We start from the raw sequence: 15173 nt of genomic DNA on the forward strand, positions 1-15173 counted from the left end.
CATGAAAGAGCAGCTCCTTCCCCCGGACAGCATGTGGATCAGGCACACAGCCCTGGACCGTCTTTTCAACGAGGCCCTGAGCCGGCGCGTCTTCTCGGGAGCGAGCCTCCTCATTGGAGCACCGAGCGCCATCCTTTATGAAAAAACATGGGGTTATACACAGTGGGGAGGCTCTCTCATAGATTTTCAGACCCAATTCGATCTGGCCTCCCTGACAAAGCCCCTTTGCACAACGGTTCTTTCCATGACGGCAGTACAGGAGAAGAAGGCAGAGTTGGACGATACACTGACCCGGTTTCTTCCTTCGGCCGGACTGTCTCCCGAAAAGCGCCGGATCACCCTGAGACACCTCCTGAGCCATTCTTCCGGCTTTCCAGCTTATATCCCCTTCTTCAAGGACCTCATTACCCTTCCCTCCCGCGAAAGGCCTGCGGCACTCCGGGCCTGCATACTGAGCACCCCACTCCAGTCGGAGCCAGGAAAGACACCTTGTTACAGTGACCTGGGCTTTATCCTCCTGGGAATGGTCCTGGAGGAAATTTTCGACGCCCCCCTCCTGGAACTGTATTCCCGGTGGATCCAGGCGATGGTCCGGACTTCCGCGCACCACCCTCTTCCCGGCTTCGCCCCGTCGGGGTTCCCTCATTTTCGGCCATTGAGAGTTTCGGGCGACCCCATGTCCCGACCAAAAACCACTTGTCACTCAGGGACTTGGAAGGACGGCAGAGAGGCAGCGTCATTCTATCCCTCCTCCCAGGGAGAGCCCACAAAGGGCCAGGATTTCAAGGCCTTTGCAGCGACGGAATATTGCCCCTGGCGGAGGCGGCTCCTGCGTGGTGAGGTCCACGATGAAAATGCTTATACCTTGGGGGGGATTACAGGCCATGCGGGGCTTTTTGGAACAGCCCGCCAGGTTTTTCACCAGCTCTCACTCCTCTGGAGGATCTATCTCGGGAGGATCTCCGACGGTCCTTGTTCCCGGGAGACTGTCCAAACCTTTTGGACTCGTTCCGACCCGCCTTCCCACGGCACGTGGGCACTGGGATTCGATACCCCCAGCGCCGCACAGTCCAGTGCAGGGGATCTCTTTTCACCCGGCAGCGTCGGCCACCTGGGCTTCACAGGGACATCCTTCTGGTTGGATCTCGAGAAGGAGATTGTCGTGATCCTTCTCACCAACCGTGTCTACCCCAGTCGGCAAAATGACAAGCTGAGGGTGTTTCGTCCGTTGCTTCACAACCTGATCATGGAATCCTTCAATGGAAAATGAAAAAATCACAACGGTTTATATGATGGGTATCGGCGGCATCGCCATGGGTACACTGGCCACCATGCTGAAAGAAAAGGGCTATTTTGTCGTGGGATCGGATGTGAACCTCTACCCTCCCATGAGCAATCACCTGGAGGCCCTGAAAATTCCCGTCTTTCAGGGCTATGACGGCGCCAATCTCTCGGCGTATCCAGTGGATCTGGTGATCATCGGCAATGTCATCCGGCGGGAAAACCCCGAAGCGCAGAAAGTCCTCGAGGGCAATATTCCTTACCTTTCCATGCCCGAGGCCATTGCGCAGTTTTTTCTCTCCAAGCATCGAAGCGTCGTGGTGGCCGGCACGCATGGCAAAAGCACCACCTCTTCACTCCTGGCCTGGGTGTTCAGTCATGCAGGGCTGGACCCGTCTGCCTTCATCGGGGCCTTTCTCAACAACTGGGAGCGCAGCTACAGAGTCGGAAAAGGTCGCTACATGGTGTTGGAGGGGGATGAATATGACACCGCTTTCTTCGACAAGGGATCCAAGTTCCTCCATTACCGACCGCATATTGGAATCATCACCAGCATCGAGTACGATCATGCAGACATCTTTCCCACTTTCGATTCGGTAGTAAACGCATTTCAGCGTTTTACCGGGCTGATTCAGCCGGAAGATTTTCTCATCGTCAACGCGGATGATCCGCACTGCATGAAGGTGGCACGCCAATGCCGGGGAAAGGTCATTTCATATGGAATGAGTGACACAGCCGATTGGCGCATCCTCCAGGTCGAATTTGGCCCCCAAGAGGTCGCTTTCACCTGCCGGTCTCCGCATTCCGACCACCCGCACCGGATGATTTCCAAGCTGCCCGGACGACACAATCTGAGCAATATCCTCGCTGTTATGGCGGCCTCCGACCTTGCAGGCCTGAGAATGGAGGAGGTGCAGGAGGCGCTCCTGGCATTTCGGGGAGTCAAGAGACGCCAGGACATTCTGGGAGAAGTGAAGGGAATCCTGGTCATGGATGATTTCGCCCATCATCCCACAGCTGTCAGAGAGACCCTGGAGGCATTGAAGCTCTTTTATCCCGACCGACGCCTCATCGCCGCTTTCGAGCCCAGGACCAACACGAGTCGGCGATCGGTTTTTCACGACGCCTACACGGAGGCATTCGATGCGGCCGATTGCATCTGCATCAAGCAGCCACCCGGCCTGGAGGCGATTTCCCAGGAAGAACGGCTCAACGCCAGGGGATTGGCCGGGGATATTCTCCGGAGGGGGAAAGAAGCGATTTTCTTTGAAGCAACCGACGAGCTTGTTGCGTTTCTTAACCGCTACTGCCGCTCCGGGGACTTGGTGGTGTGCATGAGCAATGGAAGTTTTGACGGCCTGCCCACAAAGCTGCTGGAACGTTTGACCGTGCAGGAAAAGTAAAAGCCATGCCGCGCATACTGTTGCACACATGCTGTGCACCCTGTTCCATTTACCCGTTGCAGCAGCTCCGCCGCCAGGACTGGGCCGTGCATGCGTTTTTTTACAACCCCAACATTCATCCCTACCAGGAATTCGAGAGAAGGCTCAATACCCTGGAAACCTACGCACAGAGCGTGCAACTGCAGGTCATTGTCCGCCCGGATTACGACCTGGAAGGATTTCTGCGTGCGGTTGTCTTCAGGGAGCAACAGCGCTGTATCTACTGCTATTCGGTTCGCTTGGAAGCGGCTGCCCGCCTGGCCAGAAAGAGCGGCTTCGATGCCTTCACGACAACGCTTCTTTACAGCCGCAGACAAAAGCACGATCTGATCCGTTCCATCGCAGAGCAGGCATCACGCACATTCGGGATTCCCTTTTACTATGAGGATTTTCGGGAGGGGTGGCGAGAGGGACAGGAAAGGGCTCAATCCCTTGGAATCTATCGGCAGCAATACTGTGGGTGTATCTACAGCGAAAAGGAGCGTTTTTGTAAAGCGAAATGATTTTTGGGTTTGAATCAGGCGAGTCCTGAAGAAGCAATCCCGACTTCACACCTCGCCCGATCCCTCCGCAGAGCACCCAAAAAATATATAACGTCTTATTCCTGGAGCTTCAGACTTCTTTTATCTCTTCGATCATCTGAATGGCTTTGGTGGGGCACTCTTCAGCGCAGATGCCGCACCCTTTGCAGTAATCCAGGTCAATTTCCACCGGAATGGAGCGTTTGACCACTCCCTCGGGACAATACAACCAGCAGATAAAACATGAGGGGCGTTGGTTCTTGGTGGGAGTGCATTTCGTGTGATCGATTTCCGGCCGCGACGACCGCCAGTCGCCGGTCTTTCCGGCTTCCCCCTTGCACAATGTCGAATGGGCATAAGTAAACTTGTCAATGTTCTCGCTGCTCATCAAATCTTCCTTCCAAAGTTCGCTGGTCTCCCGCACCGCAATGATCAAGCGCAGGCCAGGGTGCATTCGTGTATGACTGCCGTTCCCGCATAGGCCTGGCGCGCTCCGTGCACATTTTTTTCTCCGGCTTCACCGGAGAAATGATTTCGCAGCGCCTTCTCGATGCTCTCCTGACAGATCAGCCCTGTCGCCTTGGCAAAGCCTCCAAGAATGGTTGTATTGAAGAGGACTGATCCTGCGACGATGAGGCCGGATTCCCTTGCCCATTTTTCAGCATTGGTGGTGGCAACATTGACGGGATTCTTGAGGACAAACTCTTCGGGCGCCTTGGAGGAGTTGATCAACACGATTCCATCCGGACGGACACCGAAGGATACGTCCACAACGCGCAAGAGAGTCTCATCAAGCACCACTACGACATCCGGGTGCTCCACCAAAGAGAACGTGCGTATGGGCTCCCGAGCAAACCGGTTCGTGGCGATGACGGGCGCTCCCCGACGTTCAGCGCCAAAGAAAGGAGCGGCTGTCACCCCTTTATACCCGTCATAATATGCTGCCTGCGCCAAAATCATGGCCGCGGTGACAGCACCCTGCCCTCCACGCCCATGCCACCTAACTTCAATACACTTTCTCTCCATCTGGCAATGACCTCATCTGATTTTCAGGAGTTCTGGAATATTGATATCAATACACTCGTTTTTCGTGATGGAAATCCTCCCGCTGCATTCAAAAATCAGGCGCGAAAAGACAGCCGGATATGACATGGGGGACAGATTCTGCTCCCCATGCTTAATAGCGTGTTGCTCTTTCGGAGTCAACAGGACCGGATGCTTTATTCTTGATCTGAAAACTTCTTTGGGCTAATTCCTTCTAAAATTGCAGTAAAAGCGAGAGAGGAGGAACGATAGGACATGGAAGCGGTTGGACAACTGGTGAAATCTGTTCCATTGGAAAACGGCCTGACTGTTTTTTTTCACTCCGTTTCCAAGAATCTTCCGGGAGGGCGCTGTCAACTTCACCTTCTTATTACCATTCCCCTGGAGATCAAAGAAGGCTACTTCCAGGGGTGTGAAAGCGACGGTACCGCCATCGAGGCATTTCGGAAAGCCGGCCCCCCGGAAGGATTATGCTTCAGGCAGGAAAAGGTGCGCAATTTCACCGAAGAAAGCGAGGTGGAAAATGTCCTGGGGACCATGTGCGACGATTTTCTGAGGGCCAGCCGGAGTTACCTTTCAAAGGCGGACTTTGAAAAAAAGTCCGTGCTCAGAAAATTCATGGAATGGAAGGAAGGCGAGGCCATTCGCAAAGCTCGCGAACTGGCACTGCAGGCTTCAGATCAGGGTGTCGCACCCGGCGAACGAGGCGGAACCGCCTTTTGATCCCCAGGAGCTAAGGGCGAATGGTAACAGGAGTGCCGATGCCGGCGATGTTGAAAAGCTCATCCATATCGCTGGCATAGAGTGCGATACATCCATTCGTCCAGTCTTGATGGGCCCCTCCTGCATGAATGGAAATCTGTCCCCCCAGGGCATTGCTCTTCTGGGATGGATCTTTCGATCCGTTGGCCACCTGGGTCTCCCTGAATTCCGAGGGACTCAAAATACCGGCGAAGAAAGCGCGCTCCAGATGCTTTTTGTCGGGGTAGTTCAAAACGAGAGATTTACCAAAACGACCGGCCGAATCCCGTGTGCAGATCTTGAACTCACCCTCGGGCGTCCGCCCGTCTCCATCCTTCTCTTTATCGCCCTGGGGGGTCGAGCCCAGGGCAACGGGATAGTCCCTCACCAGCACATTGGATTGAATGACATAGAGGCGGCGCTTTTCCTTGTAGATATAAATTTCAGGCGACTGGATACTGGCCAGAGGAGTGAGGTAGTCTACCTTGAGGGTTCCCTTTTCCTGGGACGTATTCTGCTGCAACAGCTTGCTCTCGGCCTTGCGGGTCCGATCCTTTCCGGAAGCATCGAGCTTGGTCCCGGAATTTTGCATGGAGCAGCCGGAAAAAAGCACTGTCAAGACGAGCATTGTGACTGGAATACGGTACGTGCCACCCCACCTGGAAATTTCCATCGATATTCATCCCCCTCAGTCCATACCCTTTGCCATCCTCTTCCTATAAGGTTGTTTACTATCATAGAATCTATCCCAATCCAAAATATTTTTCATGGAAAGGGGGGCTCCTATACGCACGATTCATGCGCCGAGAGCACGCTTCTGCACTTCAACGATTTTCGGACTGATGAAGATGAGCAATTCAGCCTGCTCCTGGCTGGAAGTATCCCTGCGGAACAGCCTTCCCAGCAGGGGGATCTTGTTCAGTCCGGGGGTTCCCGAATCGCCGGTTTCAGATCTGTCCCGAATCACGCCGCCGATGACGATAACATTACCGTCATCCACCAGGAGCTCGGTCGTAATCTCCCGTTTATCGATGGACGTCTGCCCGTTGAACTCAGTTCCCGGTTCATCCTGCTTGGCGAAGATCTTCAATCTCACCTTCTGATCCGGAGTGATATGGGGCGTCACCTTGAGCTCCACCGTCGCATCCTTGAACTCGGTAGAAGTCGCGTTTGCATTCCCCAGTCCTATGTTTTGATAGGGAATTTGAGTTCCCTGCTTGATTTGAGCCTCGACGTTGTTGAGGGTAAGCACCTTTGGAGATGCGATGATTTTCAGGTCCTGAGAAGTCTCCAGGGCGGAGATGGTGGCCTCCACCTGCAGAAAAGTCTTTCCGATGAGCTGCCCCATGTTGAACCCAAAGGTGGACGGGCCCGGTGGGGGAACATTGATTTGAAACTGCTGGGTGAGTCCGGGATCGACGGTGGTGTGATCGGTGGAGAAACTCCAGTTGATCCCAAGACTCCTGGATGCCTGAGAACGCAATGTCACGATCCTTGCCTCTATGAGGACCTGCGGGGTCGCTTTGTCAAGTCTTGCCAGAAGTTGACGGGCACTCTCTATGCGAGCGGGATAGTCTGAGTAAATGATGAGGCTCGTGCGCTCGTCAATGGCGACCCTCCCCCGCTCACTCTTATTTTCCGTCATTTTAGCGGCGATATCCTGGGGCTGCGCATAATTGACCGTGAAATAGACCGTATTGATCTCTCCCAAGTCTTTGGCCACTTCCTGGAGGTCCTGCCTTGCCCGTATTTCTTCGGCTTTCTGGGTCCATTCTCCTTTGAGCTTATCCTGCCTGGCGATGCGAATGACATTCCCTACCTGCTCTTTTCCCAGGTCGTTCATGGCCAGCACCATATCCAGGATCTGGTCCCAGGGAACCTGCTCCACTTTGAGGGTCACTTTACCCGCCACGTCAGGTTCGATGACAATGTTCTTGCCGGTGATATCGGAAAGGAGCCTCAAAACATTTCGCACATCCGCTTCCAGCAGATCGAGGCTGATGGGCTTTCCGGTATACTGCTTCACCAATGCTTGGTGGGCAGGTTGGGACTCGGTCAAGGAGACATTTTCCAAACGGAAAGCGGGAGCCTCTTCCGACACGGTGGAAACAGCCGGCCGGACCGACCGCCTCACCGGCTCCACCTCATGGTATGATGAGGCTTTCTTCAAAGGCACCATGGACGCTTGGTATTGTTCCTTCGGGACATCCTCGGGAACGGGCTGCCTGGGGGATTCGTTCACTGGAGGCGGGAGCGGCTCATCTTTCACGAAGTGTAAGGTCAGTATCAGCTCATCGCCGATGCTGTCCAATATGTAATTTTCCAGCGGTTGTCGGCAATTCCCCACAATCTCGAGTCCCCGGGTCGAGCCGGCCTCCGGGTAGCTGAGACTCAATCGGCTGGAATTGCTCGGCAGAACGGGTAGATTGGCTCGGTCGTCGATGTCTCCCAGATTGAGGGAGAACCCCTCGCTTCCCAGTTTTTCGAGGTGATAGTCACGCAGAGGACCCGTGGCACCCATACGCACCACGGTGGCAGCGGCTTCATCCAGCACGTCCACCCGGAGGAGACTCATGGAAGGTTCCGGAGCCGGGGGCACCTGGAAGCTGGTGTCATCCCCTGTTGTATTTTCGGACAAAGTGTCAGTTTTATGACCGGTCCCCACATTGCCTGTTGCCGCACATCCTCCCATGAACAAAACAAAGACGGCAACAATCATTGAGCTTTTTGTGCTGCGAGCGAATCTACCCATGGTCTCCCCTCTTTCCCCTCTCTGACTTCCACTCAAAAGCTCAGCCCCCGGCTCCCCTTGTATCTTTAAATAGGGATTGAAGGACTATTTTTTCGCTGCCTGTTTTGCAACACCCTCCGTCTGGGCGGGCATCTCCAAAAAGCGATAGGTCTCTATCGTACAGTCGACCTTGAGGAGAGAGGAGGGTTTCTGTCGAACCATACCCAGACTCTGCACTTTGAGAATGCGATTCAATTTACTGACTTTGTCAAAAAAGCTGCCTACCTCATGGTACGTTCCCACAAGATCCAGGCGTACCGGTATCGTTGCGTAAAACTCATGAGGCTGCTCCGCTTGTGGCTGAAAGAGAATATTCTCGAGGCCAACTTTTGCCCCCAGTTCCGATACACTTTCCAGGAGACCGGGAATTTCCTTCTGATCGGGAAGGAGTGTCAGGAGCTGTGAAAGCTCCTCCTCCGATTCAGCCACCTGCTTTTGAAGAATTTCCACCTGTGCGGACGCCCTCTTCAGGGAGGCCAATCGATTTTCGAGCCCGGAAATGCTGCTCTCAAGTCCTTGCACCGCCTCCAGCTGATCTTTGTAGACGAAGAAGTAGAACCCTCCCACCAGCACGGCAAAAGTCCCGACAAACAGCAGGAGCCTCTGAACGAGGGTGAGGGAGGAAATTTTTTCGTTCAGTGCTGAATTTTCAAAGAATTGCATCATCATGGCTGCTTTGCCTCAGGTTGTGCTGGGGGTGCTGACTGCGCCGATGGCGTCGAAACTTGAGAGTAAGGCATGAACTGGTAGCTGATCTGAAATTCTCTCAATTTCATATTGCTGATCAATGTTTGACGTGAGTGCGTCAAATTTACGCTGGCCTTTCCCACATAGGGTGAGGCCTGCATGTTCCTCATGAACTCCACGATAGCCTCATTGCTCAAAGCCACACCGTCCAGAGTGATACCCGCTCCGTTCTGGCTCAACTTTTCAAACCACATCTTGTCCGCCGGCAGTTCGACACTCAGGAGAGCCAGCATGCGCACGGCCGTATCCCTGTCTTTCCGAAGTCCCTCGATGACAGTGCGCTTCTTATCCACCAGTGCCTTCCTTTGGGTCAGTTCCTTCAGCATCTGTTCAAACTTGGCGTACTTCTTCACTTCTCCCTGAAGTTGTGCCTGGCGCTGAGTGAGACTTTCAATCTTGTTTGCCTCCGTATGCCAGAGATACCCCATGACGGCTGAAGCAACAATTATACCGAGCACATAGAAAGAAACGAATTGTCGGACTGTTTCCCTTTTCTGCTTCGTTCGGGCCGGAAGTAAATTGACCTGTATCATTTCTCATTGGCCTTTCTCAGGGCAAGGCCCAGCACAATAGCCATCTGAGGGCCAAGATGGTTGAGATAATCCGGATCAAAGACTTTCGAATCGTATGTAATGTCGGCAAGAGGATTGAAGATCTTCACCATCATATCCATATTTTCCTGGAACACCTGATCCAGACCTGGAATGTTGCAAGATCCACCGCTCAGAAAGACCTTTTCGATTTTTGTTTCGGGATAATTGCTGTAATAAAAATCAATGGCCCGTTTACACTCTCCCACCCAGTTTCGCACCGTGGAGGTAAAAATATCCTTCAGCTCGTTCCGGGAGACATTTTCAGATACTTCTCCCAGCTTGATCCGCTCTGCTTCATCATAGGAATTTCTAAAAGCCTGGCGGATCTTCTCCGTGATTTGAGCGCCCCCGATGGATAACCCTCGAGTGAAGACGGGCACCCCCCGGTCTACGATGCTCATGAGCGCCTTCGTCGCACCAATGTCGAGGAGCACGAGGGTCTCCTTCTCCGGAAATCCATGGGTGACTTCAAAGGCATTGCACAGAGCAAAAAAGTCGACATCGAGCACGGCCGTCTGCAACTGGGAGGATTGTATCAGCCGTACATAATCCCTGATGGAATCCTTTTTGGAAGCCACAAGCAACACATCCATGAAGTTGAGACGATCCTTGGTCAGCCCCAGGATCTGGTAATCCACGTCGACTTCCTCGACATTATAGGGAATGTACTGCCTGAGCTCGGATTGCATACGCGCCCGCAGTTCTTCGTCCGTCATGGTCGGGAGCTCCAGCTTTTTGATCATGACTTCGTATCCCGAGACGGCACAGGAGACATCCTTGTCCTTAATCTTCAGATGGGACACAAGCCTTTGAATGCAATGGGACAGCAGTTCAGGCTGGGTCATCCGGCCTTCGCCAAACGCCTCCCTGGGGATGGGAATCACACCGAGGTTCAGCAGCTTCAGCCTGGAATCCTTTTCCTCAACCTGCAGGATTTTGATGGTGTGCGAGCCGATATCCAAACCGATTACATTCTGTTTTTTCCCAAACATAGAGAGGTTTCGCTCCAAAAGCACTCGAAGGTTTTGATTGACTTTTAACCACTTTTCTACTTTATCATCACGGCTTACGGCCTCACAACGAATGGACCAGATTCAGGATGGACCGAATCGACTTCAGACTTCCAAAGGAGGGTTTTTAAGTTGCAACGCACAAACGAGAATGGAATAGAGAAAAAACGTTCAAAAAGCATGCTGCGGGAATATACGGAAGCGATCCTCATAGCCGTACTCCTCGCATTGTTCATTCGCGCTTTCGTTGTACAGGCCTTCAAGATTCCATCAGGTTCCATGAAAGATACCCTGCTCATCGGAGACCATATCCTCGTCAATAAGTTCGTCTACGGAATCAAGCTGCCTCTCCTGGAAAAGGAGCTGATCCATTTCAGCGACCCCAAACGCGGAGACATTGTCGTGTTCCGCTACCCTGTCGATCCGTCCAAGGATTTCATCAAAAGGGTCATCGGCCTTCCGGGAGACACGGTTCGCATTCAGGACAAGAGGGTGTATGTCAATGACAAGCTCCTGGTCGAACCTTATGTCGTCCACAGTGAGTCGAAAATACTGCCTGCAAGTGTCAGTCCAAGAGACAACATGGAACCGATTTTAGTTCCCCCCCACAGCCTTTTTGTTATGGGCGACAACCGGGATGAGAGCTACGACAGTCGGTTTTGGAAGTTCGTGGACATGAATGAACTGAAGGGCGAAGCCTTCATCATTTACTGGTCCTGGAACGGTGAGGGGAAACTGACCTGGAAGCCGTCGGAGAGCTTTATTCGATGGAATCGCATCGGCAACCTGCTGCATTGAAGCTTTTGAGGCCGGCAGCACCATCCCTGCCCCTTCATGGTGCTGTCCCGTCGCCCACAATCTTTCTCACCAGGTGCGGTCCCTCGGGGCTGCACCTGATTTTCTCTTTCGGAAAGTTTTTTTCGCCCGCCTGAATTCAATTGCCGCTGCTTCCATCCCCAACAGAGTGCCGGCCATTTCCCCAGGGAATCCTTTGCGCTTCCAGCCCAGGGGGATGGAGTGTGCTTGCGAGTTGAATTGTTATGGAGCGTAAAGCAGACAATCCTGGCAGTCGGTCCAGTAGGTATCGAGCTCGTCGCTCCAGTCTGCTTCCAGCTCCAGGATAGCCTTCCCGGCTTCCAGCTGCTGCCGCAGGATACCGTCACCCAGAAGGATGTCTATGGGCAGTTTTTCCCACTCGTATTCATAAGGAGGAGGCAGCCAGAGAAATTGCTCGCCATGAACCTGCACGAACGCCTGGAGCAGAGCCAATCCCAGGCGGTAGGGCCGAAACCGATCCCGATCTGTCACGTGAATCTGAAAACCGTAACAGATTTCTCCCTGCCATTTGTCAAAAACCGGTTCAAAACAAACGGGACGAAGAACGACACCCTCCAGCTCGGTTTTCTTCAAGCACTGGCCGATTTTTTTGGGGTCCAGGAAGGGAGCGCCGAAGAGATGAAAAGGAAGTGTCGTTCCGCGGCCTTCGCTGACATTGGTACCCTCCAGGAGCACCATGCCGGGATAGACCAGAGCTGTCTCCCAGGATGGCATATTGGGGGAAGGATAGACCCACTGCATCCCCGTTTCAGGGAAAAAATCTCTCCGGTTCCATCCCTGGAGGGGAATGACATCCAGGTCACAGGGGATCCCGCACCGGGAGACGATATAGCGCGCCAGCTCCCCCAGGGTCAGGCCATGCCGCATGGGAAGGGGATAGCGCCCCACAAACGAACGGTGATCGTCCCGCAACAGGTTGCCCTCCTGGTGCATCCCCCCTATGGGGTTTGGCCTGTCGAGCACCACCACCTTGACTCCGGAGCGTGCGGCAGCCTCCATGCAGAGTCCCATGGTGACTCCATATGTGTAAACTCTCGTCCCCACATCCTGCAAATCAATGAGCAGCACATCAATCCCCTCCAGCATTTCAGAGGTCGGCTGACGGACATTCCCGTACAGGCTCCAGACACGGATGCCGTGAGTGGCATCCCATCCATCATCCGATTCCTTCATGTTGGCCTGTTTTTCGCCATAAAATCCATGTTGAGGAGAAAAGAGCACCTTCAATGCCCCCCCTGCATCCATCAGGAGATCCGGCACACCCAGAAGAGACTGGCTGACCGAGGCCTGGTTCGCCAGAAGGCCCAATCGAGCGGAGCGGAGCCAGGAGGGAGGTTTTTGCGCAAGGACTTCGCAGCCTAAACGGAGCTCTGAGGATTTCATCTGTACATGCCTCGCTGTTGGGATTTTGAACAGAAAAAGGGCGTATCGCCCATGTGGGGATCATCCATGCGTGGTCTGACGATATGGATTGTATTGCAAAGCAGAGAAGAACGAATGTTCTGCGGGAAGGACTCTGTCAGGCTTGCGGGGAAGGTTCGGCAGCACTGAGCGGCAGGTGAATGATGAATTTGGCGCCTTGTCCGATCTTGTTCTCCAATTCAATCCATCCCCCGTATTGACGTACAATCTCCTGGCAATGGTACAGGCCAATCCCCATCCCCATGCTGCCGGTAACGCCATTGCTGGAGGATTTGGTGCTGAAAAAGGGCTGGAACACCTTCTCTTTCAAGGAGTCGGGAATACCCGGTCCACTGTCCTGAATGTACACATGGATTCCTGAACTGTCGTGCCAGGTTTTCAGCCTGATCTCTCTGGTGGATGACTCGTCCTGCATCGCCTCGGCAGCATTCCGCAGAATATTTCCAAAAACCTGGCTGAAGTCGGCCGATACCCCTCTGAAGAGGGGCAAATCGGAAGCAAGATCCCATACCTTCTTGATGTCCGATTGAAAATAGGGGTGAGATTCCAGGAAAAAGATCTCTTCTTCCAGAAGCTCGTTCAGGGGCAGCCATTCTGTCTGGCGTGTCTGAGATTCCTTCACACGTTTCACAATGGTTGCCATGATTTTTCGCATACGGATGGCTTGGTTCTTGATACTGTTGATATTCTCCACCTCAGGGTGAACCAGCTGCAGCAGCTCCGCCTGCCCCATGATGTAGGTCAGAGGGTTGTTCAAGTTGTGGAGAATCCCCGCAACGAGTCGTCCGGTATGAATGAGGGGCTCGACCTCGGAAAACCTTCCCACCTGTTCTTTCCACTGTTCCTGAAAGACACGGAGCTGCTCCCTGAGATCGAGAATTTCCTTTTGAACTTCCTGAGCCGATTGCAGTGACGCACGCGCCCTGTCCAGGGTTGCCTTGAGGGAAATGAGGTCTATGGGTTTCGTGATAAAATCAAATATGTTCATCCTTATCCCATCGATTGCGGATTCGAGCGTTCCGTATCCGGTGACGACAATGATGGGGGTGCGCGCATTGATTTTTCGTATTTCCCCAATCAGTTCAATACCCGACATGCCCGGCATACGCAAATCGGTCATGACGAGCTCCGGCTGAACCGCTCGGAAAATATCAAGCCCCGTTTGACCTTCCATCGCCTGATGGACGTCATAACCTTCGTCGTCCAGAAATTCTGTAAGACCTTCAATGACGGATGGCTCATCGTCTACGATCAAAATAGGAGTATCTCCACCTGCCATTTCAAGTATCCTTCTCTCTTCTAGACGACTGTCCCAGTGAGCTTTCAGAGACTGGCCGGAAAATCAGCCTTCCCTGCAAGCACCCCTCAGAAATGCCAAGACGCCAAATCCCATTGCATGAAACCGAGCTCTCAATTCTTTCCGCACAATGGGCCCTCATGGCTTTTGTTCTCAAGGCGCTTTGTCGCATGGATGAGCAGGGACATACTCTATGCCTTCAAAACATTTTTTTCAATGATTTTATGCCATACTCATCCAAGGGGTTCAGTGAAGCACAGCGCGCGTAATTTCTTCCACTTCATCGATATCCAATGGTTTCCTCAAGTAGCGATACACTCCGTACTTGTTGGCATCTTCTTCATATTGAGCCTGGGGCAGTGCGGTAACGATCACCACCTTCGTGGGGAGGCTTCTGTCCCGAATCCACTTGAGAACTTCGATTCCATTCATGCCGGGCATCTTGATGTCCAGAAAGAGGAGGCCGGGGTTCTTTTCGTCGAGCACGCGGATCGCTCTCCTGCTGTCACTGAACATATGCAGGGGGTAATCATCCCCCAGAAGGGCATCGAATGAATCGAGTATCCCCTGATCGTCATCCACTACAAAGATCTCTTCTAAGCTTTTCATGGTCCATGCTCCTCAAGGTCCTTTTCCACACCCTTCCCGAAAAAGACAATATAGGGTGAGTTGGCTTCACTCCATTGATGTCGTCCATAGCCATGCACTGCAGGGAGGGCTCTCTCTGTCAAGCTCCAGAGCGGATGCCGCACCTTTCACAAATGTGACAAATCGGTCGGCATGACATGGCAGTGCACTGATTCTTCGACAGGGAAAACCGTGCTGGAACATGCTGCGATTCTTGTCGCGCGCTGGGAATACCTCATAACAAGAAGAGTGCCACACACCTCTTTAAGGCTAAGCTTTTGAATTAAGAAGGATAAAACCGATCCTAGGATTTATGGAGGGAGAGCTCGGGACGATTGTGCACAGGATTGAGGGCAAATTACATGGATCCGTGGTCACCAGAGGGAGGAAGAAGCACTTCTTCGCTGCAGGGCAGACACACAGAAAAGCAAGTGCCCGCTCCCGGGTGGCTGGAAACCTCTACATGTCCGCCGTGCTCCGTGATCACCTTGTGCGTGATGGCCAGTCCAAGCCCCGTGCCGGCATCTTTTGTCGTGTAGAATGGATTGAAAATGTTTTTCACGTCTTTTGGTATTACCGGCGGTCAGCAAACCTGCCAAAATGGCCGGTTGGAAAGTCGTCCATCGCGATGAAAGGGCGTAGCTCAGCGACGTTGTCTCTTTTTGAGAACAAAAAAAGGCCACTGAGGGATCTAGAGCCCTCAATGGCTTACAGCTTCTTTTTTGATTACTTCACTTTTCTTCTATAGCTACTTCCCCCGAGGATGAGGATTTCCGAGCGAAAAACGAGACGATCGGCTATCGCGGTGGCCACAGTGGTG

16 protein-coding genes are annotated in these 15173 nt (G+C 53.1%); 5 read left to right on the plus strand and 11 right to left on the minus strand.

Features of this window, described 5'->3' with window-relative positions:
- Position 1: 1 nt before the first annotated feature.
- From MWC30_RS10855 to MWC30_RS10865, 3 genes are read left to right on the plus strand one after another with little or no spacing between them, the layout of a single operon-like run.
- The gene (locus MWC30_RS10855; protein WP_244084197.1) at positions 2 to 1270 is read left to right on the plus strand and encodes a serine hydrolase; all 1269 of its coding nucleotides are present in this window, start codon (positions 2 to 4) and stop codon (positions 1268 to 1270) included.
- Positions 1260 to 2684 (plus strand): UDP-N-acetylmuramate--L-alanine ligase, encoded by a 1425-nt coding sequence (murC, locus tag MWC30_RS10860; protein ID WP_244084198.1) that lies wholly within the window; start codon positions 1260 to 1262, stop codon positions 2682 to 2684. Before MWC30_RS10855 ends, murC begins: the two co-directional genes overlap by 11 nt.
- Positions 2685 to 2689: 5 nt before the next feature.
- Positions 2690 to 3226, plus strand: a complete 537-nt coding sequence (locus tag MWC30_RS10865) for an epoxyqueuosine reductase QueH (RefSeq protein WP_244084199.1) — start codon at positions 2690 to 2692, stop codon at positions 3224 to 3226.
- A 109-nt stretch (positions 3227 to 3335) separates the two neighbouring features.
- Here MWC30_RS10865 and MWC30_RS10870 read toward each other — a convergent pair whose 3' ends face one another.
- Positions 3336 to 3632: a 4Fe-4S binding protein gene (locus tag MWC30_RS10870; RefSeq protein ID WP_244084200.1), complete on the minus strand. Its 297-nt coding sequence runs from the start codon at positions 3630 to 3632 to the stop codon at positions 3336 to 3338.
- A gap of 44 nt (positions 3633 to 3676) precedes the next feature.
- Positions 3677 to 4270 carry a 2-oxoacid:acceptor oxidoreductase family protein gene (locus MWC30_RS10875; protein WP_244084201.1) on the minus strand — a complete coding sequence of 198 codons (594 nt, stop codon included), beginning with the start codon at positions 4268 to 4270 and terminating at the stop codon, positions 3677 to 3679.
- A 273-nt stretch (positions 4271 to 4543) separates the two neighbouring features.
- Between MWC30_RS10875 and MWC30_RS10880 the strand changes: the two genes are divergently transcribed.
- The gene (locus MWC30_RS10880; protein WP_244084202.1) at positions 4544 to 5011 is read left to right on the plus strand and encodes a hypothetical protein; all 468 of its coding nucleotides are present in this window, start codon (positions 4544 to 4546) and stop codon (positions 5009 to 5011) included.
- Positions 5012 to 5021: 10 nt separating this feature from the next.
- On the opposite strand, the gene MWC30_RS10885 is transcribed toward MWC30_RS10880, so the two are convergent.
- The 5 genes from MWC30_RS10885 to pilM form a co-directional block, all read right to left on the minus strand.
- Positions 5022 to 5702: a murein L,D-transpeptidase family protein gene (locus MWC30_RS10885; protein WP_244084203.1), complete on the minus strand. Its 681-nt coding sequence runs from the start codon at positions 5700 to 5702 to the stop codon at positions 5022 to 5024.
- 123 nt (positions 5703 to 5825) lie between these two features.
- The gene (locus MWC30_RS10890; RefSeq protein WP_244084204.1) at positions 5826 to 7604 is read right to left on the minus strand and encodes a type IV pilus secretin PilQ; all 1779 of its coding nucleotides are present in this window, start codon (positions 7602 to 7604) and stop codon (positions 5826 to 5828) included.
- A 261-nt stretch (positions 7605 to 7865) separates the two neighbouring features.
- Positions 7866 to 8489 carry a type 4a pilus biogenesis protein PilO gene (locus tag MWC30_RS10895; RefSeq protein ID WP_244084205.1) on the minus strand — a complete coding sequence of 208 codons (624 nt, stop codon included), beginning with the start codon at positions 8487 to 8489 and terminating at the stop codon, positions 7866 to 7868.
- Positions 8486 to 9100: a PilN domain-containing protein gene (locus tag MWC30_RS10900; protein WP_244084206.1), complete on the minus strand. Its 615-nt coding sequence runs from the start codon at positions 9098 to 9100 to the stop codon at positions 8486 to 8488. Before MWC30_RS10900 ends, MWC30_RS10895 begins: the two co-directional genes overlap by 4 nt.
- The gene (gene pilM, locus MWC30_RS10905; protein WP_244084207.1) at positions 9097 to 10152 is read right to left on the minus strand and encodes a type IV pilus assembly protein PilM; all 1056 of its coding nucleotides are present in this window, start codon (positions 10150 to 10152) and stop codon (positions 9097 to 9099) included. Before pilM ends, MWC30_RS10900 begins: the two co-directional genes overlap by 4 nt.
- 198 nt (positions 10153 to 10350) lie before the next feature.
- Between pilM and lepB the strand changes: the two genes are divergently transcribed.
- Positions 10351 to 10968: a signal peptidase I gene (gene lepB, locus MWC30_RS10910; RefSeq protein WP_368860838.1), complete on the plus strand. Its 618-nt coding sequence runs from the start codon at positions 10351 to 10353 to the stop codon at positions 10966 to 10968.
- A 240-nt stretch (positions 10969 to 11208) separates the two neighbouring features.
- On the opposite strand, the gene MWC30_RS10915 is transcribed toward lepB, so the two are convergent.
- From MWC30_RS10915 to MWC30_RS22960, 4 genes are all read right to left on the minus strand, one after another.
- Positions 11209 to 12390 carry an exo-beta-N-acetylmuramidase NamZ domain-containing protein gene (locus MWC30_RS10915; protein WP_244084209.1) on the minus strand — a complete coding sequence of 394 codons (1182 nt, stop codon included), beginning with the start codon at positions 12388 to 12390 and terminating at the stop codon, positions 11209 to 11211.
- A 136-nt stretch (positions 12391 to 12526) separates the two neighbouring features.
- Positions 12527 to 13708, minus strand: a complete 1182-nt coding sequence (locus MWC30_RS10920; protein WP_244084210.1) for a sensor histidine kinase — start codon at positions 13706 to 13708, stop codon at positions 12527 to 12529.
- Between the two features lie 264 nt (positions 13709 to 13972).
- Entirely contained in the window at positions 13973 to 14335 is a 363-nt protein-coding gene (locus tag MWC30_RS10925) for a response regulator (protein ID WP_244084211.1), read from the minus strand.
- A 376-nt stretch (positions 14336 to 14711) separates the two neighbouring features.
- Positions 14712 to 14915 carry an ATP-binding protein gene (locus MWC30_RS22960; RefSeq protein ID WP_368860835.1) on the minus strand — a complete coding sequence of 68 codons (204 nt, stop codon included), beginning with the start codon at positions 14913 to 14915 and terminating at the stop codon, positions 14712 to 14714.
- Positions 14916 to 15173: the final 258 nt, after the last annotated feature.

This window comes from Desulforhabdus sp. TSK, assembly GCF_022836495.1.
Lineage (GTDB): Bacteria > Desulfobacterota > Syntrophobacteria > Syntrophobacterales > Syntrophobacteraceae > Desulforhabdus.

Coding starts and splice junctions, on each gene's coding strand:
- MWC30_RS10855 (WP_244084197.1), top strand. CDS start 2: ATGAAAGAGCAGCTCCTTCCCCCGGACAGCATGTGGATCAGGCACACA.
- murC (WP_244084198.1), top strand. CDS start 1,260: ATGGAAAATGAAAAAATCACAACGGTTTATATGATGGGTATCGGCGGC.
- MWC30_RS10865 (WP_244084199.1), top strand. CDS start 2,690: ATGCCGCGCATACTGTTGCACACATGCTGTGCACCCTGTTCCATTTAC.
- MWC30_RS10870 (WP_244084200.1), bottom strand. CDS start 3,632: ATGAGCAGCGAGAACATTGACAAGTTTACTTATGCCCATTCGACATTG.
- MWC30_RS10875 (WP_244084201.1), bottom strand. CDS start 4,270: ATGGAGAGAAAGTGTATTGAAGTTAGGTGGCATGGGCGTGGAGGGCAG.
- MWC30_RS10880 (WP_244084202.1), top strand. CDS start 4,544: ATGGAAGCGGTTGGACAACTGGTGAAATCTGTTCCATTGGAAAACGGC.
- MWC30_RS10885 (WP_244084203.1), bottom strand. CDS start 5,702: ATGGAAATTTCCAGGTGGGGTGGCACGTACCGTATTCCAGTCACAATG.
- MWC30_RS10890 (WP_244084204.1), bottom strand. CDS start 7,604: ATGAGTCTCCTCCGGGTGGACGTGCTGGATGAAGCCGCTGCCACCGTG.
- MWC30_RS10895 (WP_244084205.1), bottom strand. CDS start 8,489: ATGATGATGCAATTCTTTGAAAATTCAGCACTGAACGAAAAAATTTCC.
- MWC30_RS10900 (WP_244084206.1), bottom strand. CDS start 9,100: ATGATACAGGTCAATTTACTTCCGGCCCGAACGAAGCAGAAAAGGGAA.
- pilM (WP_244084207.1), bottom strand. CDS start 10,152: ATGTTTGGGAAAAAACAGAATGTAATCGGTTTGGATATCGGCTCGCAC.
- lepB (WP_368860838.1), top strand. CDS start 10,351: ATGCTGCGGGAATATACGGAAGCGATCCTCATAGCCGTACTCCTCGCA.
- MWC30_RS10915 (WP_244084209.1), bottom strand. CDS start 12,390: ATGAAATCCTCAGAGCTCCGTTTAGGCTGCGAAGTCCTTGCGCAAAAA.
- MWC30_RS10920 (WP_244084210.1), bottom strand. CDS start 13,708: ATGGCAGGTGGAGATACTCCTATTTTGATCGTAGACGATGAGCCATCC.
- MWC30_RS10925 (WP_244084211.1), bottom strand. CDS start 14,335: ATGAAAAGCTTAGAAGAGATCTTTGTAGTGGATGACGATCAGGGGATA.